The organism is Nonomuraea insulae (assembly GCF_042656245.1).
Genome location: NZ_JBHSPA010000036.1, coordinates 69794 through 90594, shown reverse-complemented (window position 1 = coordinate 90594; position 20801 = coordinate 69794). Strand labels below are relative to the sequence as shown.

The 20801-nt window shown below is 70.8% G+C and carries 20 protein-coding genes; 8 read left to right on the top strand and 12 right to left on the bottom strand.

Annotated elements, in window-relative coordinates:
• Positions 1–82 precede the first annotated feature (82 nt).
• The 3 genes from tnpA to ACFPZ3_RS31080 all read right to left on the bottom strand — a co-directional run bounded on the left by tnpA (position 83) and on the right by ACFPZ3_RS31080 (position 2338).
• Positions 83–511 carry an IS200/IS605 family transposase gene (tnpA, locus tag ACFPZ3_RS31090; RefSeq protein WP_379517839.1) on the bottom strand — a complete coding sequence of 143 codons (429 nt, stop codon included), beginning with the start codon at positions 509–511 and terminating at the stop codon, positions 83–85.
• A gap of 70 nt (positions 512–581) precedes the next feature.
• Entirely contained in the window at positions 582–1244 is a 663-nt protein-coding gene (locus ACFPZ3_RS31085) for a class I SAM-dependent methyltransferase (protein ID WP_379517838.1), read from the bottom strand.
• A 446-nt stretch (positions 1245–1690) separates the two neighbouring features.
• Positions 1691–2338: a TetR/AcrR family transcriptional regulator gene (locus ACFPZ3_RS31080; RefSeq protein WP_379517837.1), complete on the bottom strand. Its 648-nt coding sequence runs from the start codon at positions 2336–2338 to the stop codon at positions 1691–1693.
• A 160-nt stretch (positions 2339–2498) separates the two neighbouring features.
• Here ACFPZ3_RS31080 and ACFPZ3_RS31075 point away from each other — a divergent pair, with 160 nt between their 5' ends.
• Positions 2499–3023 carry a cysteine hydrolase family protein gene (locus ACFPZ3_RS31075; protein WP_379517836.1) on the top strand — a complete coding sequence of 175 codons (525 nt, stop codon included), beginning with the start codon at positions 2499–2501 and terminating at the stop codon, positions 3021–3023.
• Positions 3024–3154: 131 nt separating this feature from the next.
• On the opposite strand, the gene ACFPZ3_RS31070 is transcribed toward ACFPZ3_RS31075, so the two are convergent.
• The 4 genes from ACFPZ3_RS31070 to ACFPZ3_RS31055 form a co-directional block, all read right to left on the bottom strand.
• Entirely contained in the window at positions 3155–3580 is a 426-nt protein-coding gene (locus ACFPZ3_RS31070) for a hypothetical protein (protein ID WP_379517835.1), read from the bottom strand.
• 82 nt (positions 3581–3662) lie between these two features.
• A complete protein-coding gene (locus ACFPZ3_RS31065; RefSeq protein WP_379517834.1) occupies positions 3663–3842 on the bottom strand; it encodes a hypothetical protein in 180 nt (59 codons plus the stop codon).
• Between the two features lie 314 nt (positions 3843–4156).
• Positions 4157–4282, bottom strand: a complete 126-nt coding sequence (locus ACFPZ3_RS31060) for a hypothetical protein (RefSeq protein ID WP_379517833.1) — start codon at positions 4280–4282, stop codon at positions 4157–4159.
• A 283-nt stretch (positions 4283–4565) separates the two neighbouring features.
• Entirely contained in the window at positions 4566–4772 is a 207-nt protein-coding gene (locus ACFPZ3_RS31055; protein ID WP_379517832.1) for a cold-shock protein, read from the bottom strand.
• 407 nt (positions 4773–5179) lie between these two features.
• Here ACFPZ3_RS31055 and ACFPZ3_RS31050 point away from each other — a divergent pair, with 407 nt between their 5' ends.
• Positions 5180–6388: a hypothetical protein gene (locus ACFPZ3_RS31050; protein ID WP_379517831.1), complete on the top strand. Its 1209-nt coding sequence runs from the start codon at positions 5180–5182 to the stop codon at positions 6386–6388.
• Between the two features lie 27 nt (positions 6389–6415).
• Here ACFPZ3_RS31050 and ACFPZ3_RS31045 read toward each other — a convergent pair whose 3' ends face one another.
• Both ACFPZ3_RS31045 and ACFPZ3_RS31040 read right to left on the bottom strand, forming a co-directional pair.
• The gene (locus ACFPZ3_RS31045) at positions 6416–7774 is read right to left on the bottom strand and encodes a M20/M25/M40 family metallo-hydrolase (RefSeq protein ID WP_379517830.1); all 1359 of its coding nucleotides are present in this window, start codon (positions 7772–7774) and stop codon (positions 6416–6418) included.
• A complete protein-coding gene (locus ACFPZ3_RS31040; protein ID WP_379517829.1) occupies positions 7764–8894 on the bottom strand; it encodes an MFS transporter in 1131 nt (376 codons plus the stop codon). The genes ACFPZ3_RS31045 and ACFPZ3_RS31040 overlap by 11 nt, the downstream gene beginning before the upstream one ends.
• A gap of 141 nt (positions 8895–9035) precedes the next feature.
• Here ACFPZ3_RS31040 and ACFPZ3_RS31035 point away from each other — a divergent pair, with 141 nt between their 5' ends.
• Complete coding sequence (locus tag ACFPZ3_RS31035) at positions 9036–11852, top strand: ATP-binding protein (RefSeq protein WP_379517828.1); 2817 nt, start codon at positions 9036–9038, stop codon at positions 11850–11852.
• A 98-nt stretch (positions 11853–11950) separates the two neighbouring features.
• Complete coding sequence (locus ACFPZ3_RS31030) at positions 11951–12325, top strand: hypothetical protein (RefSeq protein WP_379517827.1); 375 nt, start codon at positions 11951–11953, stop codon at positions 12323–12325.
• Positions 12326–12396: 71 nt separating this feature from the next.
• Here ACFPZ3_RS31030 and ACFPZ3_RS31025 read toward each other — a convergent pair whose 3' ends face one another.
• The 3 genes from ACFPZ3_RS31025 to ACFPZ3_RS31015 form a co-directional block, all read right to left on the bottom strand.
• Positions 12397–12855, bottom strand: coding sequence for an iron chaperone (locus tag ACFPZ3_RS31025; protein ID WP_379517826.1), 459 nt, complete (start codon positions 12853–12855; stop codon positions 12397–12399).
• 44 nt (positions 12856–12899) lie between these two features.
• Entirely contained in the window at positions 12900–13355 is a 456-nt protein-coding gene (locus tag ACFPZ3_RS31020) for a carboxymuconolactone decarboxylase family protein (protein ID WP_379517825.1), read from the bottom strand.
• Positions 13356–13559: 204 nt separating this feature from the next.
• Entirely contained in the window at positions 13560–16895 is a 3336-nt protein-coding gene (locus tag ACFPZ3_RS31015) for a S8 family serine peptidase (RefSeq protein ID WP_379517824.1), read from the bottom strand.
• 358 nt (positions 16896–17253) lie between these two features.
• Between ACFPZ3_RS31015 and ACFPZ3_RS31010 the strand changes: the two genes are divergently transcribed.
• The 4 genes from ACFPZ3_RS31010 (at position 17254) to ACFPZ3_RS30995 (ending at position 20767) form a co-directional block, all read left to right on the top strand.
• Positions 17254–17832: a hypothetical protein gene (locus ACFPZ3_RS31010; protein WP_379517823.1), complete on the top strand. Its 579-nt coding sequence runs from the start codon at positions 17254–17256 to the stop codon at positions 17830–17832.
• Between the two features lie 146 nt (positions 17833–17978).
• Positions 17979–18116, top strand: coding sequence for a hypothetical protein (locus ACFPZ3_RS31005; protein ID WP_379517822.1), 138 nt, complete (start codon positions 17979–17981; stop codon positions 18114–18116).
• The gene (locus ACFPZ3_RS31000) at positions 18113–18790 is read left to right on the top strand and encodes a DUF2306 domain-containing protein (RefSeq protein WP_379517821.1); all 678 of its coding nucleotides are present in this window, start codon (positions 18113–18115) and stop codon (positions 18788–18790) included. The genes ACFPZ3_RS31005 and ACFPZ3_RS31000 overlap by 4 nt, the downstream gene beginning before the upstream one ends.
• Positions 18791–18841: 51 nt before the next feature.
• On the top strand, positions 18842–20767 hold the full coding sequence (locus ACFPZ3_RS30995; RefSeq protein WP_379517820.1) for a substrate-binding domain-containing protein: 1926 nt from the start codon (positions 18842–18844) through the stop codon (positions 20765–20767).
• Positions 20768–20801: the final 34 nt, after the last annotated feature.

The window sequence follows — 20801 nt, the reverse complement described above, 5'->3', positions numbered from 1 at the left end:
GAACGCCACGGTGATGGGGTCGGCGGGCGACCATAGCGGGGAGTATGCCTCTCCGGCCTTCAGGCCGGGGCGTCCACCTTGATCAGAGCGGCTGGTTCTGCTGCTCGATGTACTGTTCGAGCACAGTTGGCGGGGGTCCGCCCACCGATCCGGCGAAGTAGGAGCCGGACCAGAAATGATCTCCATGCAGGTGCTCGCCGACGTGGTCGCCGAACTCCTTGCGCAGCATCCGGGCCGAGACGCCCTTCAGCGAGTTGACCAGCTTGGACAAGGCGACCTTGGGCGGGTAGTGGACCAGCAGATGGACGTGGTCGTCCTGGCCGTCGAACTCGCGAAGCTCGGCCTCGAAGTCGGCGCAGACGTCCCGCATGATCTGTTCGCATCGGATGAGCATCGGGTCGGTCAGGGCTCCCCGCCGATATCTGGTGATAAACACCAAATGGGCGTGAAGACGGTGTACGACGTGCCTGCCGGTTCGTATATCGGGGTTCGGTTGCCATCTCGGTGACATAAACCAAATGATACGATCACGAGTCCTCACCGGCGAACCCGTCGGCTCCTGAGGGCGCTTCACGGCGGTCTCAGTTGTGTGCCCGGCTGCCCGCTCCCCAGAAGAACGGCCCAGAGGTCGGGTGGACCTTGATGCGCCAGCCGATCTGTTCGAGCCGCCGTTCGAGGTCCGCGGGCCGGTGCGGGACCTTGACGATCCGGTACGCGGTCCCGTCCATGAGCCGGCGCCGTATGGTCGTGGACTCCTCTCCTTCGATGAGCTCGTCGGCGGTTCGGTAGCTGTCGTCGACGAAGAACACGCGCCCGGCGGGTTTCAGGCAGTCGTCCACGAGTGACCAGAAGGAGGCGAAGCGTTCGGGCGGGACGTGTGACAGCCAGAACCCGAAGAAGACGACGTCGTAACGGCGCTCCGGCCGCCAGCGGAACAGATCGGCCGGCACGAAGCGCACCCGCTCGGCGCCCACGCGGGCCGAGGCGATGGCGAGCATCTCCGGAGACGCGTCCACGGCTGTGACGTCCGCGGTGTGACGGAGCAACTGGGCGGTCCACTTGCCTTGGCCGCAGGCGAGTTCGAGCACGCTGCCGGTCGGGCGGAACGCATCGAGCGCCTCGGACAGCTCGGCGCCTCCAGGGAACGGCAGAGCGTGGTCCTCGTACTCCGCGGCGATCGCCCGATAGTAGACGACCTGCTCGTCGAGCAGGTCCTTCGACCCCTTAGCGCCGGCTGCCTCCATGCCTCGACTATCACTGAAGCATCGCCGGGCCGCAACGCCGCACGAGATCGGACCGGCAGAACACCGCCGCGCGGACTGACACGCGGAGCGGGACCCGCGAGAGGCGGGCCCTGCATGAGAGGGAGAGTCACGGGAGGCGGAGCTGCAGGAGCCGGCGAGACGCGGGCCTTGCGGGACGGGCCCTGTGGGACGGGGCCTGTGGGACGGGGCCTGTGGGACGGGGCCTGCGGGCGGGGCCTGCGGGCGGGGCCTGCGGGACGGGGGCTTGCGGGAGGCGGGCTGTTCGCTTCGCGCGTGCCATGTCGTGGTTCGCGCGTGATCTTCCAGACAAGTCTGCGCAGGCGTCAGTCTTCGGGCATGTCAGGGTCCGGCCCGCCGCCTGGGCCCTGGGAGGTGTCCGGGCCGCCACCTGGGCCCTAGATGGTGTCCGGGCCGCCACCTGGGCCCTAGATGGTGTCCGGGCCGCCACCTGGGCCCTGGGAGGTGTCCGGGCCGCGGCCTGGGCCCTGGGAGGTGTCTGGGGGAGGGGTCAGTCGGAGTCCGTCGCGCAGGATGGCCAGGGCACGCCGGGAGTCCACGCTCTGATCGGCGCGTCGGCGCAGCGCGAGCAGTATGCCGCCGAGCAGGGCCATCAGCTCGGCGATGCCGACGTCGCGACGGACCGTGCCGTCCTCCTGCGCGCGTGCGAGGAGCCTGGCCATCTCGTGGCGGAGTTCCGCCGCCGTCGCGGAGACCGTGGTCTGGACCTCGATACCGGCACCGACCAGGGCGTCGATGAGCTCCGTCTTCGCCTCCGCGTCGGTGACGACATGGTCGATGACGGTGAACAACGCCTCGGCCGCGTCAGGCGCGTCGTGCGCCGCGCGGGCCCGCTCGACCAGGAGGCGCAGGCGTTCGTGGACGACGGCTTCGAAGAGCGACTCCTTGGTGGGGAAGTGGCGGTGAAGGGTGCCCGGGCCGACGTGGGCGCGGCGGGCGATCTCGTCCAGCGGGACGGACAGGCCCTCGGCGGCGAACGCCTGCCTCGCCACGTCCAGGATCCGCTCCCGGTTGCGACGGGCATCGGCTCGCAGGGGGCGGTCGTCTGCCTGCATGCGGGTCGACTCTCCTCGTATGCATCTAACCGGGGCGCTGTCTCCGCTTATGCTAGCATCGGCGATAACCGGGGCGCTGTCTCCGTTTGGCTGACCGGCTCCGGCGGGAACGCCATGGAGGACGAGCGCGCGTCAGCACCTGTGACTGCGAGGAGAATCGATGACCATGGCCGGCCAGGAGGAGAAGACGCGGACCGCGTTCCTCGCCTTGGACTTCGTGACGTACATCGTCGACAACTACAGTCACGACCCCGCCGTCGTGCAGCATGCCTCCCAGGCGCTGAAGGGGGCGAGGACCGCGGGGCTGCCGGTGTTCCATGTCGTACCCGGGCCCATGCGTGAACAGATCCACCCGGAACTGGCGCCGGTAGGGGACGAGCCGGTGCTCGCCAAGACCTCCATCGCCGCGTTCGCCACCACCGATCTGCACGAGCGGCTGCGGGAAGCCGGCGTCGGCCGGGTCGTCATCGCGGGGGTGGCGACCTCGGGCACGGTGTTGTCGACCGCCCGGTGGGCCCACGACATCGGCTACAAGGTCGCCGTCTGCACCGACGCGTGCGCCGACCCCGACCCGGGGGCACACGCCGCGCTCGTCGACGAGTCGATCTTCCCGGAGAGCTGGATCGGGCTCTGGCGCATCGCCCGCATGATGCGCTCGGCCGAGATCGGCGACCTCAACGCCTGAGCGCGACCTGCGCGGGGCCCGACTCCCGGCATGGAGCGACGGCGACGGCCGCACGCGGCAGCGGCCGGGTGATTCGTGCGGTGAGGTGCGCTACAGCGGCCCGATGATGCGTGCGCGGTCGAAAGCGCGCGTCAGAAGTGGACGGCGCGTACCTCTGTCACGGTGAAGTCGTGGATGGTGGCCAGACTCTGCAGCAGGAACCCGACCATGCCCGCCACCGCCTCCACTCCCTGAGCGGCTCTGGCCTGACCGGTCAGGAGGAAGACCAGGGGAGTCGACGGCTGGTCGAGCGCGAAGTTGCGGCCATGGCGATGGATGGCGTGCAGAACTCTGATCGGGATGGGCCGGGGCGAGGTGAACCACACCGCGACGTCCCACAGCGGCAGGGCAGGATCGGCATCGGCCGCGGAGCCGTAGCACGTCACGCAGCCCTGGCTGACGTGCTTCTCGTGGGGACAGGTCCATCGGACGATCTCGGCGTGGGGTTGGTTGCGAGTGCCGAGGGATACTGCCTCGATGACACGACGGCGCACCGGACGGGCTTGGCTCTCGATCACGAGGGATGCTCGCTGATGATGAATCCTCCGGGTCGTCACTGACGCTCGCCATGCTTGCCAACAGCCGTGGGTGGATCGGCGTTCAGGCCGGTGCGCGGGCCAGGGCGGGTGAGTGGCAGCGGAGGAGGATCTCGCGGTCGAGGTCCGTGGAGCAGGGCCACCAGGCGTCGTCGAACACCCCGTCCCGGGTCGGCGCCGGCCCCAGGAGCACTCGGGCCGGTTGGAGAACGGGGGTCGTGATGACGCGATGGTGCTTCGGCATCTGGCGTGCCGCCTGTCTCCGGCACGGGAAGAGCCGGCTACGCCCGAGGCGATGCCGGCGCGAGTGCCGACATGCGGAAAGCCTCAGGTCAACTCACCATACGCCTTCCCCCTGCGCTGCACCGCATACGTCGACACGCGTCGGTGCGGTGATCCATCGCGTTGGGGAGGGCGAGAGAGAACGGCGCTGGGACGGGACGGCCGGGCGGGCGCTCCCGCCGGACGGCCACGCGGTCGAGGGATGGTTGCCACGCCCGACGGTCCTGTTCGGTGTTGACGGGCCGAACACGTGCCGGGGACCGAAGGCGTGGATCGTCACAGCTTCACAAGCTTGGCGTACGGTGCGGCGATCCGGTAGGTCTCCGCGCCGAAGTCAACGAGAACGGTGATGTCCTGCTCGACGGCGAGGACTCGGCCGAGGCCGTACTTGTCATGGCTCACCCGGTCTCCCGCCACGAACTGCTCGATGGGGGGAGGGGGGACCTCGGGAACGTTGAAGGGACTATTTGGCAGGCGTCGCCGGGCCGCGGCTTGAGTAGGTCTCATTGACACCAGTATGCGCCCATCTGGGGAAATAAACCGACTAAAAGTACGAATATCGGTGGATCTTCGTACGGCTGTGACCTGGGGAGGCGTCGAAGACGGAGATCCGTGGTTCTGGGGGAGAACGAGAACCGGGCCCGCACCGGAACGATGCGAGCCCGGCCTCATGAGGCGCGCCAGGTCAGGCGGCGACGATGTTCTCCGCCTGCGGGCCCTTCTGGCCCTGGACGATGTCGAAGGACACCTTCTGACCCTCGCTCAGCTCACGGTAGCCACCGTTGGCGACGATGTTGGAGTAGTGCGCGAAGACGTCGGCGCCGCCGCCGTCCTGCGCGATGAAGCCGAAGCCCTTTTCAGAGTTGAACCACTTGACGGTTCCGCTAGCCATGTCGATCTCCTTCGGAGATGTGCAGGGAAACTAGAGAGCCCGCGACTTGCGAACCCCCCGGTGTCGCCGCGATGAGCCCATCCGGAGATGACCGGTAAAACAGAAACGCGCCTGAAGATCGATGTCTGTCAGGCGCGTCAAGAGTCTTTATGGGTGCCATAACTGCAACTCGTACACGCTACCACACGTTCCTGAGTGCCGTCGCGCTGGGCCGGTACGAGCAGGCGGTCGAAGCGGCAGGTCAGTGGGCGGTAACGACTCGTGAAGTACGTCAGATTTCGTCGTGGGGGCCAGGGCCGTGTGCCACGAAAGGTCGGCCATGTGATGAATTTGAGACCCATAATGATCTTCAAGCGAAGCGGGCGCTCGGGCGACGACGGACGTGACAGCCGAACGGAAGGACTCGCATGACGCATGACCGGGAGAAGCCGACGCTCATGACCCGGATGGCCGCCGCCTTCAAGGGCGAAGTGCGGGCGGACGAGCTTGAGGCCTACCGGCGCGCGGGTGGGTTCGTCTACACGCAACTGGAACAGGCCGAGGCATTGCGCCGCCGGCTCGCCCAGGACGGCGTGGACCTGTGGCACGGTCCGCAGGCCGCCGCCGGGCAACTGCTGTGCACCTGGAGCGCGTTCGTCGTGCAGAGCATCGGCGAGCACCTGCTCGACGCCGACTACGCAGCCGATCCCCAGACGGTCGGATACGTTCCCGAGGTCACCCGCCGGCAGGTGGCCGCCTGCTTCGCCCAGGTCGAGGGGTGGGTCTCCCGTGCCCGCCAGGCGGCGAGCAACCCCGCGTACCTGGTGGAGAGGGAGCTGCGGCTGCCCGCGGGCCTGCCCGAGTGGGCCGAGGCCGACCCGTGCCCGCTGCCGCACCTGCGCGGAATGCTGGCGGCCGCCCGCGCCGTCCGCGAGCACGCCGAGGTGACCCTCGGCGTTTTCGAGCAGACCGTCGTGCACGCTGACCGGTACAAGGCGGACCTGCAGCGGTTGCGGCAGCTCACGGCCGAGGCGGCGACCTCGGCCGACTACGCCGAGGGCCTGCTCGACGCCGATCCGGGGCCGCGCATGCATGAGGCGATCGAGCAGCGGCTGCAGCGCGCGCTGGAGAGCTACTACCACCTCGGTCAGCTGATCGCGATGCCGCGGTTGATCGCCGGCTATCGGGGGCGTGCGGCACGCCCGACGGCGCGGCCGGCTCCGGTGCCGGTGCCGGTGCCGGTGGTGAGCCCGCGTGATCTCGACCCATGGTGTCTGACCGGGCGGCAGCAACGGGCCATGTTGCAGGCGGATCCCCGGGCCCGGCAGGCGATCAAGGAGATGTGGCGGTCCGACCCCGATCCCGCCGCGACCGTCCGCGTACAGGCGCAGATCGACGCCGAGTTCGAGGCGGGCGCCATCACCTACGCGACCGACGCCCGGGGCAGGCGGCTCGGCAGTCACTACAGCTGTCCGTGGGGATCGATCTACATCGTGCTGAGGCCGGCGTCGATCGGCGGCAGGGTCCTGCATGCGATGCAGCAGTTCACCTTCAAGGTGTCGGCGCCGGAGACCGGGGGGTTCACGCGGGAGATCGTCGTGTCGAACTTCTCGCATACGAGCAAGGTCGGCTTCTGAGGCCCGCGGACCGGCCGAGCAGGCAGGTCAGGCCGGGAACGGTGGCCGCTCCGCGAGGCCGGCGAGCAGGAGCGCCTCGGCGAGGCAGGCGCGTTCGAAGTCGGCGAGCAACAGGTTCTCGTCGGTGCTGTGGGCGCGGCTGGCCGGATCGCCTCCGGGACTCGTGACGAGGATGGCGGCCTCCGGGTACGCGGCGGCGAATTCCGCGACGAAGGGGATGGCGCCGCCGCCTCCGACGTCGATCACGTCGTGGCCGAAAGCCTCCCGGTAGGCGCGCCGTGCCACCTCGAAGGCCGGCCCCCGGGTGCCGACGGCGTACGGCTGGGCGATCTCGGCCTCTGTGACCTCGACATGGACGCCCCAGGGAGCATGGCGGCGCAGGTGATCGGCCAGAGCCGCGCGGGCCCGTACCGCGTCCTCGCCCGGCGCGATGCGCAGGCTCACCTTGGCGCGGGCGGACGCGGTGAGGGCGTTGGCGGCCTCCGGCACGGAGGGCGCGTCGATGGCCAGGACGGTCGCCGCGGGGCCGGCCCAGACGCGCTCGGCGACGCTGCCCGAGCCGAGCAGCCGGACGCCGTCGAGCACGCCCGCCTCGGCCCGGAACCGTTCCTCCGGCCAGCCGGTCTCCGGCGCGCGGCCGGTGATGAGGCCCTCCACCGCGACGTGACCGTCCTCGTCGTGCAGGGTGGCGAGCAGGCGGCACAGCGCGGTGAGGGCGTCGGGAGCGGCCCCGCCGTACGTGCCGGAGTGGATGCTCTCCGCCAGCGCCCGCACACTGACGACGCAGTTGGCCATGCCGCGCAACGTGGTGGTGAACGACGGAACGCCCGCTTCGGCGTTCTCAGAATCGGCGAGCACGATGACGTCGGCGGCGAGCCTGTCGCGGTGCCGGTCGAGGAAGGCGCCGAGCGTGGGGGAGCCGATCTCCTCCTCTCCCTCGACGATGACGACGACGCCGACCGGCGGACGCCCGCCGTGCGCGCGCAGCGCGGCCACGTGCGCGGCGATCCCGGCCTTGTCGTCGGCGGACCCACGGCCGTACAGCCGCCCGCCGCTCTCCCACGGCTCGAACGGCTCTCCCGACCACCTGGCGGGATCGCCGGCGGGCTGCACGTCGTAATGGGCGTAGAGCAGCACCGTGGGCCGGCCGGGCGGCGCGGGACAAGCGGCGACGACCACCGGGCGGCCGCCGGGGACGTCGTCCAGGATCTCGACCTCCTGCGCGGCGCCGTCGCGGAAGAGCTCCGCGGTCAGCTCCGCGCATCGGCGCACCTCCTTCGCGGCGGCCGGGTCGGCGCTCACGGAGGAGATGCGGATGAGGGCTTCGAGGCCGGCTCGCACGCCCGGCAGCACCTCTCGTACGGCACGTCGCAGGTCATCGCTCATTGTTGGTCTTCCTTTCCGATCGGGTGTCGAGCCAGGAGGGGAGAAGGGCGAGGGCCAGCACGGCACTGATCAATGCGAACCCCGCCGGGTACCCCGCGGGTCCTGCCACGAGCCCGAACCCGACGGCGCCCAGCCCCATCCCGCCGTCGTAGGCGAGGTTCCACAGCGCGCTCACCTGGCCGAACCGGGACGGGGATGATCGCTCGAACATCAGCGCCAAGGTCACGTTCTGGGCGGCGCCGAAGCCCGCGCCGAACAACGCCGCCCCCGCGATGACCGCGTAGGCGTTGTCCAGCCAGACGAGCCCGGCCATCCCGGCAGCCGACGCGAGCACCGCCGGGATCAGCAGGACGGCCGTGCCATGGCGGTCGCCGTACCGGCCGGCCGCCCACCGCGCCGCCGGCATGGCACAGGAGTGCGCGAGCAGCGCCGCCGCGGCCGTCCCTGATGAGGCGACGGGCACGGCCAGCGGCAGGAAGGTCAGCACCACACCGGCCGCCAGGGTGATCGCCGCGAAGACGAGGACGGGCCGGGCGAGACCGGCCTGGCGCAGAGCGCCAAGGACGCCCCCATGGCGCTCGGCCGGCGTGGACTCGGACGGCAGCCCCGGAACCCCGATCAGCGCGAGCAGCGCCAGCGCCGTCCCCATCAGGAAGACCGGTTCGTAGCCGATGAGCGGAACCAGCCACAGGCCGGCCGGCAGCCCGATGATCGCCGGGATCCCCACCACCACGCCGTAGACGGCCAGCGCCTGGCCCCGGCGCTCCGCCGGGGCCGACTGCGCCACCATGGCGGGGCCGGCCACGACCACGATGGCCAGACCGACGCCCCGCGCCAGGCTCGTGGCCAGCACCATCGGCAGCGCGGGCGACAGGACCAGCGGGGCCGAGGAGGCGCCGAGCAGGATGACGCCCAGCGCCATGCCGGCGCGATAGCCGTACCGGCTCAGCAACGCCGGCGTGAGCAGTTCCATGAGGACGGTGGCCAGCATGGTGACACCGGTGGACAGCCCGGCGCCCACGTCACCCCACCCGTGGGATGCCGTGTAGAGCGGGACGACGGGGACGAGCAGGTAGAAGCTCGTCATCGAGGCGAGCGACGCCATCCCCAGCAGAACCATCGGACGAGTGGACGCCGCTTGTACGCCGGTCTTGGTCACCGGCTCAGCTTCGTGCGAACGGCGGCGGAAGAGATCGGGCGAATGCCCTATCCGGCATCCCTATATTTCGACGCGGGTTCCCCACTCCGGGAGGATGAGGCCATGGTTTTCGTGGGGAGGGGCGCGGAGCTGGCCGAGCTGGACAGGGCCTACGCACGTGTCCGAGCGGGTTCGCCCGCCACCGTGCTGCTCGGGGGCGAGGCGGGAGTGGGCAAGACGCGGCTGATCACCGAGTTCGCCACGCCACTGGCGGGGGAGGCGCGGCTGCTCCTGGGCGACTGCCCCCAGATGGGCGAGAACGGCCTGGCGTTCGCGCCGTTCACCGCCATGTTGCGCCGCCTGATGCGGAAGATCGGCACGGATGGCTTCCTCCGCTTCCTGCCCCGCGGCGAGCCAGGCGAGCTGTCCAGGCTGCTTCCTCTCCTCGGCCCGCCCACCGCCGGGGGCGATCCCGCTCTGACGCGGGCGCGGTTGTTCGAGGAGATCCTCACCCTGCTGGAGAACCTCGTCGAGGACCGGCCCTTGGTGATCGTCGTCGAGGACGCGCACTGGGCCGATCGATCCAGCCGGGAGCTGCTCGACTTCCTCATCAGGAACCAGGAGGCCGCCGCCGCCTTCTTCCTGGTCGTGACCTACCGCAGCGAGCAGTTGCACCGGGCGCATCCCCTCCGCCCGGTGCTGGCCGAATGGCATCGCCGGCCGTGGACGACCCGGACAGAGCTCGGCCGCCTCGGCAGGGGCGAGGTGGTCACGCAGCTTCGGGACCTGCTCGGCGGCGAGCCGGCCCCGGCGACGGTCGAGGACGTCTTCCGGCGCAGCGAGGGCAATCCGCTGCTGGTCGAGGCGCTGTCGGCCAGGGCAGGCGCGCCGGTGCCCGCGTCCATCCGCGACCTGCTGATCACGCCTGTCGACGACCTGCCGCCGGAGACGCGGCGGGTGGTTCAGGCGGCGGCGGTCGGCGGTGTGCGGGTCGGCCACGCGCTGCTGCGCGCCGTCACCCGGCTGGACGACGCCGGCCTCACGGACGCGTTGCGGCCGGCGATCAGCGCGAACCTGCTGCTGACCGAGGAGGACGCCTACGCCTTCCGCCACGCGCTGATCCAGGAGGTGCTCTACGACGACGTCCTGCCCGGAGAACGCGGGCTCCTGCATGTGCGCTACGCCGAGGCCGTGGAGAAGGACCCGGCGCTGTCCCCCTTGGGGCGGGCGGCGATCGAGTGCGCGCAACACTGGCACGCCCCCAAGGGGGAACCGTCCAAGGTGCTGGCGGCCACGCGCCGCGCCGCCGACGAGGCCGGAGCGTCACTCGCCCACGCCGAACGGCTGCACATGCTCCTTCGCGTACTCGAGCTGTGGGAGCAGGCGCCCGATCCCGACCTGTCCAAGGCCCAGCTCCTGGACCAGGCGGTGGGAGCCGCCGTCGCCGCGGGTGAGAACTCCGTCGCCATCCAGCTGATCGAGACGGCGCTCTCGGACGACGTCGCTCCCGCGCGGGCCGGCTGGCTGATCGCCCACCGCGGCGAGCTACGTCATCTCCTCGGGCTGCCGGGCGATCTGGACGATCTGCGCGAAGCCGCTCGTCTGACCCCGCGCGATCATCCGTCACGCGCGGCCGTGCTCAATCTGCTCACGAACCGGCTGCTGACGGTTCCCCACGAGGCGGAGGGCCGCGCCACGGCTCTCGAAGCGCTGAAAGCTGCCCAGGCGGCGGACGACGTGAAGGCCGAGGTCATCGCGACCGTCAACCTGACGTACGCGCAGGCACGTGCCGGTGACCTCGACGCGCGGCTCCCGTACCTGGTCGACGCCCAGGCGACGGCCCGCCGCATCGGCGATCACGGGGCGCTCATGCACGCCTGCCGGTGCGAGGCGGACGTCCTGCAGGGCGTCGGCAGATACGCCGAAGCGGCCGAGGCGTCCCGGCGCGGGCTGGCCGCCGCCACGCGGGCGGGTCTGGCCCGTACGGCGGGCCCGACGCACGCGGGAAACCTCGCGGAGGCGCTGATCGCGCTGGGCAGGTGGGAGGAGGCCGCCGAGAGCATCGAGCACGCCCTGCGGCTCACGCCGACACCGAGTCTGCGTGCCTACCTCATGGTGCTGGACGGCACCATCGCCCTGGCCGGCGGCGACCTCGCGACCGCCCAGAACGCGGCGGCCTACGCGCGCGAGGTCTTCACCGCGGGCACCTCCTACGCTCAGGACCACCTCCTGCTGGTGCACATGGAGGTCGATCTGTGCAAGGCGCGGGGGCGTACGGCCGACGCCGTGCGGCTCGTGACGGAGGCACTCGAGAGCGGCAAGGCCAGCCCGCGCTACCTGTGGCCGGTGATCGAAGCGGGCGCGTCCCTGCCCGTGCCCGGTCTGTCCGAGACTGCGGAGGCGTTGCCGGTGATCGGACCCGTCCAGGAAGCCTGCCGGCTCGCCTACCTCGCGGAAGCGGGACGGCCGGACCTGTGGCCGGTCGTCGCGGCCGCGTGGGAGGACCTGCGCCAGCCGTACCAGCACGCGCTGGCGTTGTCGCGGGCGGCGGAGGTCGCCGCCGAAGCGGGCGACCGCTCGTCGGCCACGTCTCATCTGGGCGGCGCCGCGCGGGAGGCGGACCGCCTGCGAGCAGCGCCCCTGCGCGTCCGGATTGACCGGCTGGCCCGCCTGGCCAGGATCTCCCTCGTCGAGCGGGGCGAGCCGGGCCCGGACGGAGGGCGGGACTTCGGCCTGACGCCGCGCGAGCACGAGGTGCTGCGCCTGCTCGCCGACGGCCGCACCAACCGGCAGATCGCCGAGGCGCTGTTCATCTCCGTCAAGACGGCGGGCACACACGTCGGCAACATCCTGGCCAAGCTCGGCGTGAGCAGTCGCGTCCAGGCCGCCACGGCCGCCCACCGGCACCACCTGGTGCGGCTGAACGAGACCGGCGAATAACGCATGATCGGTGCTTTTAAATCGCATCCATAACGAATCAAAAGGCGTCGTTCCTAGTATCGCCCAGGACAAATCAGTTTCGGCAAGGGGGATCTGGAATGCGACTGCACACGAAGATCGCGACGGCGGTCGGCGGGCTGGCACTGATCGGCACGAGCCTGCTGGTGGCGGGTCCGGCGCAGGCTCAGGCCAACCCGCCGTGCTACGCCAAGAGCGGGCACCTGTACTGCGGGAACAAGGCCGGTGTGAGCCTGTGGCGCAGCGCGCGCTACAGCGAGCACGACCAGGACGTCGTCGACACGCTGAAGTCGAACCCCAGCTACTTCCAGTGCTACGTCCGCGGGCAGAAGCACGGCGGCGGGAACAACGTCTGGTACCGGACGTACGGGGACGTCACCGGGCGCAGCGGCTACGTCGCGGCCGAGAGCGTCTACACCTCAAGGGACCCGTTCCCGGGTGTGAGCCACTGCTAGCGCGCGCTTCTCCATGCGCGTGGGGATCGCCTCCGTCCGGGATTCCGGGCGGAGGCGTCCCGCATGAGCCCTCAGCTCACCGCCTGCTTCACCAGCGCGGCGATCCGCTCCTCCACCTCGGCCGTCACCTCGGTCAGGGCGAAGTCGGCCGCCCACATCGCGCCCTCGTCCAGCTTCGCTTGGTCGCTGAACCCGAACGTCGCGTAGCGCGCCTTGAACTTCGCCGCGCATTGGAAGTAGCACACCATCTTGCCGTCCAGCGTGTAGGCGGGCATCCCGTACCAGAGCTTCGGCGCGAGGGCCGGGACGGTGGCGGTGACGACGGCATGGACACGCTCGGCCATGATCCGGTCCGGCTCCCGCATCTCGGCGATCTTCGCGAGCACGTCCCGCTCCGCCTCCGCCGCCTTGTCCGCGGCCGAGCCGCGGCGTGCCGCCCTCTTCAGATCCTGGGCGTGCTCCTTCATCGCCGCCCGTTCTTCTTCGGTGAACCCGTCGAAGTTCTTTTCGGCCTTGGGCGTTTCCTGCATGGTGAAATCTCCTTGTCAGTGAATGCGGATAGGGACGGCGCGCCTTACCCCCATGCGCCGGCGATCTGCCGGGTGGTGGCGTTGAGCCGGTTGAACAGGTTGGTGACGCCGACCATCAGGACGATCGCGGCCAGCTGCTTCTCGTCGAAATAGGTGGCGGCCCTGTCCCAGACCTCGTCGCTCACCGCGTCGGCACGGTCGGCCAGCCGGGTCGCGGCCTCGGCCAGCTCGAGCGCCGCCCGCTCCTCGTCGGTGAAGTACGGGGCCTCCCGCCACGCGACGACCGTGGCCAGCCGCTCCTCGCTCACTCCCGCTTTACGGGAGGTCTTGGCGCCCCCGTCGACGCAGGCGCTGCAGCCATTGATCTGGCTGACCCGCAGATGCACCAGCTCCAGTGTCTGACCGTCCACTCCACCGGCGTGCACGGCCTTGAAGAGCTCCTGGATGGGCTGCATCGCGCCGGGCAGGACGACGGCGGGGTTCTGCATACGAGACTGCATCTTGGTTCTCCACTTCCGGCTGGTCGCCCCGTCGCTCGGGGCATGACTCCATTGCAGCCGGACGGGCTCGCCATGACGATGGCGGTGGGACACCCTGGGACAGGCGAAACGGCTTTGACCTGCGGCGATTCGCCCCGATGGGTTTCTCCCGCGACGGGACAGCGTGCGGCTGCGGGCGGCGGGCCGCCCGTAGCCGCCGCCGGGTCACTGGACGGTGATCTTGTCCACTTCGACGGTGATCCCCCTGACCTGCGGTGTTGAGGTGGCTGTCGTCACCTTGCCGACTCCCGGGCTGACTCCCTTGATCTTCATCGAGTACGTCAAGGTGCCGCCGGGAACCGCGGGTGTGCTCCTGACGACCAGGTCCTCGGCAGGCGGGCCGGTGATCTGGTCACCTGCCGTGCCCGCGTCGTTCTCCGCCCCGACGGTCAGGCCCGCTCCGGCCGGAGGGGCGCCGGGCAGGTGGTCCGGGTCGTAGGCGTAGCTGATGTCCTCCACGCCGTTGAGCCCGACCCACTGCTGGAACACCTTGGTGTCGGTGGTGCCGAAGAGGTTCACCCGCCACTCCACCACCAGCCAGCGGCTGGCGCCCTGGGCCAGGATCGTGGCGAAGACGCCCGGGGCGCCGGTGCCGTCGAGGTCGGTCCAGTACGAGGCGAGCACGCCGTTGGGCCGGGCCGGGTCGGGCAGCGACTGCGGGAGGAAGGATATGTCGTCGCCGCCGGCGGTGCCGCCCGCGATGCTGTAGCCGTTGGAGGTCACGGCGAACCTGGTGTAGCTCCTTCCCGCGAAGGTGAAGGCGGGGACGGTGAAGTTCACCGCCTGCTCGTCACCGATCGGGAGCGGAGTGACGCCGAAGCCGTCCAGCGGGAGGTAGCCGGCCGGTCCCGCGCCCGGTGCGATCGTCGGCCGGGCGGGCTGCGTGGCGGCCAGCGTCGTCCTGGTGGTCGCGACCTGGGTGCCGACCTTGGTGGCCCCCGTGACGCCGGTCAGCCGCAGGCGGGCGTCGAGCGTGCTGAGCGCGGTCACCTCGGCGTTGGCGAGGGTGGTGTTCCGCACGGTTACCGTGCAGGTGGACTCGCCGGTGTTCCTGGCGATGGTGGCGGGCGCGCAGGTCTGGTCGACGGGCACCGCGCCTTCCTGGCGGAAGAAGGCCACCGGCAGGTGCAGCGCGCGTGAGCCGCCGACCTGCTTGAGGTCCACCTGGCCGAAGTACTGCCCGTCGGGCAGTTCCGGCGCGGTGATGACCACGCTCAGGTCGGCGCTCCTGCCCGGCGCGACGGACAGGAGCGGCGGCAGCACCGTGATGTTCGCGCCGCTGACGGTCTTGCCCGAGGCGGAGAAGGTGAGCCTCTTGCCGGTGGTGTTGGTGACGGTGCGCTTGGCGGTGATAATGCCCGGCATGGTCGCGGCGTTCACCGAGGGCAGGTTGAGGTCGATCCGGTCGAGCGGGTCGGTGGCCGAGGCGACGAAGTCGGCCGCGCTCTCGTCCAGGGTCAGCCCGGGGTCGCCGGCCTTGGTCAGGTCGATGCGCCCGCCGCCCATGTCGAACGGGTCCGCCGGGGTGGTGCGGTCCTGCTTGGTGACCGCGGTCCTGGCGGTGGTCTCCAGCGCCGACTTGACCTGTCCCGGCGTCCAGGCCGGGTGCAGGGCGAACACCAGCGCGGCGGCGCCGGTCACGTGTGGCGCCGACATCGAGGTGCCCGCGATGACCTGGTAGAGGTTGCCGGGCGGCCCTTCGAGCGGCGACTCGGGCGTCGGGGTCATGCCCGCCAGGATGTGCAGGCCGGGGGCGGTGACGTCCGGTTTGAGGAAGTCGCCGCCGGGGCCGCGGGAGGAGAAGTGCGTGATCGCGTCGCCCTGCCAGGTGGCCTTGGCGCCCTGGGTGAACGACGCGGTCGCGCCGGGGTGCGCGGCCAGGAAGGCCAGCAGGGTGTCGGTCTCGGGCTTGTCGATGTGCACCGACGGGATCCAGTGCGAGTCGGTGAAGACGTCGAACGGGAAGGCGTTGTAGAGGATCATCCCGGCCGCGCCGCCCTGCCTGACGTTGAAGCCCTTCAGCACCCGGTTGGGGGTGCGCTCGCAGGCGACGATCTTCCCGGCGAAGATCCCGGCGGGCGCCGGGACGTCGCACGCGGCGTTGGAGTACGGCGGCGCCGACGCAAGCACGACCGGCAGCGGCGAGGCGAGGCCCGCGGTGATGGAGGCGCCCTTGATCGTCGCGGTGGCGCCGCCGCCGGACATCGTGATCGTGGACTGGAACGTCCTGGTCTGCGTGGATGCGGCCACCGTGGTCACCCACGGGCCGCGGTGGTCGGTGGTACCCGCGCCGGGTCCCGAGTTGCCCGCCGACGCCGAGACCAGCACGCCGGCCGCGTACGCGTCCAGGAAGGCCAGCTCGACCGGGTCGCTGTACGGATCAGAGCCGCCGGAGATGGAGAAGTTGATGACGCGGACGCCGTCCAGGATGGCCCGCGCGACCGCCTGCGCCGAGTCGGACGGGAAGCACCCCTCCGCGCCGCACACCTTGTAGACCGAGACCTCGGCGGCGGGCGCGATGCCGTGGATCGGCCCGCGGCTGATGCCCAGGGGGTTGGCGTCGGCGACCGGGCCGCCCGCGGAGGTGGTCGCGGTGTGGGTGCCGTGCCCGTTGGAGTCGCGGGCGCTGTCGGGGTAGACCTCGCCGCCGAAGACGGCGTTGTAGGTCTCCAGGAACGGCCGCCCGCCGATCAGTTTGTTGTTGCAGGCGAACGGGTCGTTGGCCGGGGTCAGCGGGTTGTCGCCGAAGTCACAGACCCGCGGCGTGCCGTCCTTGGTCGGGCCAGGGGCGGGTAGCCCGGGTGCGGCGGCGAAGGAGGGGTGCTCGGGCCAGCCGCCGCTGTCCAGCACGCCGACGATCACGCCCTTGCCCGCGGAGCCGCTGCCGCCGAGCTGGTTGTAGATGGTGTCGGCGCCGATGAAGCGCGGGCTGTCATCGGTGAGGAGCCGCTGAGGTTTATCCTCCTGTACGGCGACCGCGCCAGGCAGCTTCAGCACCTCGGCGGCCTTGTCACCGGGGATCCTGAGCGCGATGCCGCCGTAGACCGTTCTGATCCGCTGGCCGGTCACGGCCCCGGGCACCTTCTCGGCCAGCTCGTCCAGGAACGCCTTCTCGACGCCCTCGATGTGCTGGGCGTACTTCCTGGCCTCGGCGCTCCTGGTGTCCAGCGCCTTGCCGGTGACGGCGGGGCTGGTGCCCGCCAGACCGGGCAGGCCGCCCTGGTAGGCGGCGAGCGAGTCGTAGTCGAGCTTGACCACGACGTTGACCGGCGCGGGGGAGGTGACCTGCAGCAGCGACTGGTCGCTCCTGGCGAGTCTGCCCGTGGGGGACTTGGCGCCGTCGACGATCTCGGCGGGCGTGAGGGGGGTCGCCGTCCACTGCGTACTGGGCGGGGCCGGGGACGCGAGCGCCGGCGCCGGGCTCATGAGCACGACGAGGCTCAGGCCAAGGCCGACCGAGCCCAGCCGCCGTGCGCGGGATAAGCGGGAGCGGGATGACACGAGGGGACCTCCTGGTCGAGGGGCTGCCTGGATGCGCCAGTCCGCCCAGGAGGCGCCGTGTCACCCCGTCTTGAGGTACACCGGAGAGAGCACTGACCCTCCCCGGTGGGTGACGATCTTCATGACCGCCCGGTGGGGCGGCGTGAATCCGAACAGAGTGTAAACAGCGGCGATCTGGCTGGAAACCTCCTGACTTGCCAGAATCCATCCGGCATTCCGGCACTTCTCGCGGCGGCTCTTGGGCGCGGGCACGGCCGGTGGCCGTTTCGCGGAGGTGAATCCCCCATGTGAGGGAGGTGCCCATCGTCCACGGACAGGACCCTTGTGGTGTCACGGGTGTTCGACGTCTGGAGGGCGTATGGCTGCTTCGTTCCGGGTCCGGGTGGCGGTGTGCCTGCTGCTGTGCGGGCTGGTGCCGTGGGCGGGGGTGAAGACGGTGTGGACCCTTGGCGGTGATGCCCTTGGAGTGAGCGGGCAGGCCTGGATGCGGGGAGTCGAGAGCGATGGGGACGCCGTCTATCGGGCGCTGGCGGCTGTCGGCGTCGATCTGACGGTGCTGGCGGCCTCGCTCGGGGTGTTTCTCGCTCTGGGGCTGGTGCATCGGTGGGGGATGGTCTTTCCGCGGTGGACCCTGCTTCTTTCCGGGCGGCGGGTGCCTGCCCTCCTGCCCCTGGTCCCGGCCTGGGGGGTCGGGTCGTGCCTGGGGGTGTACGGGGTTGTGCTGCTGGTCATGGTGCCGCTCAGCCTTGCCGGGGTGATCCCGCGGTTCGCGCCACCGGCGCCTTTCACCAGCAGCGGGGACGTGACATGGATGATCTTGTTCGGGGGGCTGGCGTTCGGAGGACTCGGGGGCGCGCTGGTCGTCGGAGCGTGGTCCTACCTGCGGCGCGTGAAGCGCGCGCGCTCTTCCCACGTTGTGCCGGAGTTCACGTCCTGAGCTCGACGACCGGCGCGGAGCGGCCCGCGCCGCGACTACCCCAGCGGGCGTACGCGTGATGCCGTCGAGAAGGTGACGACCGCCCGCCCGGCGCACCCGTAGCTTGCCTCCTGACGGTCATCTCCAGCGTTGAGGAGGCAGGGGTTGTGAGTGAAGCCAGCGGGGCCAGTGGGTGGACCCTGAACGCCGTCCGCTCCGGCCCCTGGACGCCGCACCTTCCCGAGATCCAGGCGCGGAAGAGCGAGGCTCTGAAACGCGCCGGCGAGATCGGCCTGACCTCATGACCCACCCGGGAAGCGGACCGGTCGCCGCCAAGCCGGCGAGAGCCCGCCGGGCCTGGCTGCTGCTGATCCTGGCGGCCGTGTTCGGGGCCGTGCTCGTCACCCCGTACCTCACGTTCGACATCGACGACAGCCGCCTCGACGTGGGCGGTGGCGCGCACTACTACCTGCTCGTCACGCACATCTTCACGGCGCTGGTCGCGCTCGTGCTCGGCCCGCTGCAGTTCGTCCCCGCCATCCGGGCACGCAGGCGGGTGCACCGGGCCATCGGCCGGTCCTATCTCCTGGCCGGGGTGCTGCCCTCCGCGCTGGCCGGGATACCGGTGGCCCTGCTCTCGGGACGCCTCATCACCCAGATCGGGCTGGTGATCCCCGCCGTCCTGTGGCTCGTCACCGGCTGGCTCGCCCTCCGAGCCGCCCGGTGCCGCGACTTCGCGCGGCACCGGGAATGGATGATGCGCAATTACGCGCTCACCTTCCTCGCCGTCAGCTCGCGCATCCTGGTGCCGCTGATCCTGCTGGCCCAGATCCCGTTCAGCGACATGGTGGAGGCCGGGTCGATCGCCGCCGGCGCGCAGTCCGTGATCCCGATCGGGCAGGTGCTCGGGTGGGTCGTCAACCTCATCGTGACGGAGATCATGATCAGACGCGGATCCCACCTCGCTCCCGTACGGTGAGCCGTGCTTCTTATAGTCAACGTAAGGATCGGGTGAATGTAAGCTCCGGCCATGGCCTCTGGTGAGCGGGTCCCCGCCAGGCGGGAGCGGAAGAAGGCGGAGACCCGGAGCGCGATCGTCGCCGCGGCTCGGCGGCTGTTCGGTGAGCGCGGGTTCGACGCGGTGACCGTGGTCGAGGTCGCCGAGGCGGCCGACGTGTCAGCCAAGACCGTGTTCAACTACTTTCCCGCCAAGGAGCAGCTCTTCTTCGAGGAGGGGCCGCTCCTGGCCGGGGTGCCGTCCGAGGTGGTGAGCGGGCGGCCGGCGGGGGAGTCGGTGGCGGGGGCGCTGCGGACGCTGTTGCCGTCCTCCGTGGCCGATCCGGCCGCGCTGGTGGAGTGGGCGCGGGTCTATCACGGCAGTCCCGCCCTGCGGGCGTTCGGGCGGGAGATGTTCGCCGAGCAGGAGAGGGCGCTCGCCGGCGTGCTCGCCCGCGACCGCGGCCCGAACAGGGTCACGCCGGGGATTTTGGCCGCCGTCGTGCTGAGTCCCGTCCGCGAGGTGTGGGAGACGGTCCTGACCCGCATGGCCACGGGCACGGGGCCAGAAGACGCTCTCGAACAGGGGGTCCGGGCTCTCGGCGCGGCGCTCGCCATGCTCGGCCAGGGGTTTCCCGGCCTGGCCGAGGGCGTGCCTGTCCGCACCACCGCCGGAGGGGTTGGTGACGGCTCGGGCGGCGTTCCCGGTCGGGTTGGTGACGGTTCGGGCGGCGTTCCCGGTCGGGTGGGTGACGGTTCGGGCGGCGTTCCCGGTCGGGTTGGTGACGGCTCGGGCGATGTTTCCGGTCGGGTGGGTGAGGGTTCGGGCGGTGTTGCGGACGTTCAGGCAGGCGCAGCCGGTCGGCGGGGTGAGAGGGCCGGCATCATGCGGGTGGCCGCGCTGGCCGGGGTGAGCGCGACGACCGTCTCGCACACGCTCAACGGGCGCCGCCCGGTGGCGGAGAAGACCAGGCATCGGGTGCTGGAGGCCATCGACCAGCTCGGCTACCGGCCGAACGTGCTCGCGCGCAGCCTGCGAACCAGCAAGAGCCAGACGATCGGGCTGGTCATTCCCGACATCACCAACCCGTTCTATCCGGCGCTCGCCCGTGGCATGCAGGACGTCCTCGGGCCCGCCGGATACGACCAGATCATCAGCAACACCGACGGTGAGCGGCGGCTGGAGCGGTCCGCGCTGGAGCAGATGATCGCCCGGCAGGTCGACGGGCTGGCGTTCGCGGTGTTCAACACGCACGCCGAGGACCTGCTGCCGGTCATCGAAAGGGGGATGCCGGTGGTCAGGCTCGGCGGCAGGCTCATCCAGCACGGGGTGGACGTCGTGCACAGCGACGACGAAAGCGGTGCCAGGGAGGCGACCCGCTACCTGCTGGACCGCGGCTACCTCAGGATCGGGTTCGTGTGCGGGCCCGCGGAGGAGGGGCCGGCCGCCGAGCGCGTGGCCGGCTACCGGGCCGCGCTGGCAGACGCAGACGCAGACACAGACGCAGGTGCAGACGTGAACGCGGACACGGACACGGGGGTGAAGGGCAAGGGCGAGGGAGGGGGTGTGGGCGTGGACACGGGTCGGGGGGCTGTGGCGGGGCTTGTGGTGCATACGCACTTCAGCCGCCAGGGCGGCGCCATGGGCGCGGCGCGGCTGCTCGATCTGCCCGAGCCGCCCGACGCGCTGCTGTGCGCCAACGACGTGATGGCCATCGGCGCACTGGACGTGGCCGTCGAGCGCGGGCTGCGGGTGCCGGACGATGTGGCGATCATGGGGTTCGACGACATCGAGTCGGCCAGCATGGTCACCCCCCGCCTCACCACGATGGCCAACCCGGCCAGGGAGATCGGGCAGGCCTGCGCGCGCAGACTGCTCGACCGGCTCGCGGGCAAGGTGAGCGAACCGTACAGCGAGGTGGTCATCCCCGCCCGGCTGGTACGCAGAGAGTCCGCCTGACGCCACCCCCGCCGCAGTGTTCCGACACCGATCT

What these genes read in the sequence shown, in the direction of transcription:
- tnpA (WP_379517839.1), bottom strand. Translation starts at nt 511, where the DNA reads ATGTCACCGAGATGGCAACCGAACCCCGATATACGAACCGGCAGGCAC.
- ACFPZ3_RS31085 (WP_379517838.1), bottom strand. Translation starts at nt 1,244, where the DNA reads ATGGAGGCAGCCGGCGCTAAGGGGTCGAAGGACCTGCTCGACGAGCAG.
- ACFPZ3_RS31080 (WP_379517837.1), bottom strand. Translation starts at nt 2,338, where the DNA reads ATGCAGGCAGACGACCGCCCCCTGCGAGCCGATGCCCGTCGCAACCGG.
- ACFPZ3_RS31075 (WP_379517836.1), top strand. Translation starts at nt 2,499, where the DNA reads ATGACCATGGCCGGCCAGGAGGAGAAGACGCGGACCGCGTTCCTCGCC.
- ACFPZ3_RS31065 (WP_379517834.1), bottom strand. Translation starts at nt 3,842, where the DNA reads ATGCCGAAGCACCATCGCGTCATCACGACCCCCGTTCTCCAACCGGCC.
- ACFPZ3_RS31055 (WP_379517832.1), bottom strand. Translation starts at nt 4,772, where the DNA reads ATGGCTAGCGGAACCGTCAAGTGGTTCAACTCTGAAAAGGGCTTCGGC.
- ACFPZ3_RS31050 (WP_379517831.1), top strand. Translation starts at nt 5,180, where the DNA reads ATGACGCATGACCGGGAGAAGCCGACGCTCATGACCCGGATGGCCGCC.
- ACFPZ3_RS31045 (WP_379517830.1), bottom strand. Translation starts at nt 7,774, where the DNA reads ATGAGCGATGACCTGCGACGTGCCGTACGAGAGGTGCTGCCGGGCGTG.
- ACFPZ3_RS31040 (WP_379517829.1), bottom strand. Translation starts at nt 8,894, where the DNA reads ATGGTTCTGCTGGGGATGGCGTCGCTCGCCTCGATGACGAGCTTCTAC.
- ACFPZ3_RS31035 (WP_379517828.1), top strand. Translation starts at nt 9,036, where the DNA reads ATGGTTTTCGTGGGGAGGGGCGCGGAGCTGGCCGAGCTGGACAGGGCC.
- ACFPZ3_RS31030 (WP_379517827.1), top strand. Translation starts at nt 11,951, where the DNA reads ATGCGACTGCACACGAAGATCGCGACGGCGGTCGGCGGGCTGGCACTG.
- ACFPZ3_RS31025 (WP_379517826.1), bottom strand. Translation starts at nt 12,855, where the DNA reads ATGCAGGAAACGCCCAAGGCCGAAAAGAACTTCGACGGGTTCACCGAA.
- ACFPZ3_RS31020 (WP_379517825.1), bottom strand. Translation starts at nt 13,355, where the DNA reads ATGCAGTCTCGTATGCAGAACCCCGCCGTCGTCCTGCCCGGCGCGATG.
- ACFPZ3_RS31010 (WP_379517823.1), top strand. Translation starts at nt 17,254, where the DNA reads ATGGCTGCTTCGTTCCGGGTCCGGGTGGCGGTGTGCCTGCTGCTGTGC.
- ACFPZ3_RS31000 (WP_379517821.1), top strand. Translation starts at nt 18,113, where the DNA reads ATGACCCACCCGGGAAGCGGACCGGTCGCCGCCAAGCCGGCGAGAGCC.
- ACFPZ3_RS30995 (WP_379517820.1), top strand. Translation starts at nt 18,842, where the DNA reads ATGGCCTCTGGTGAGCGGGTCCCCGCCAGGCGGGAGCGGAAGAAGGCG.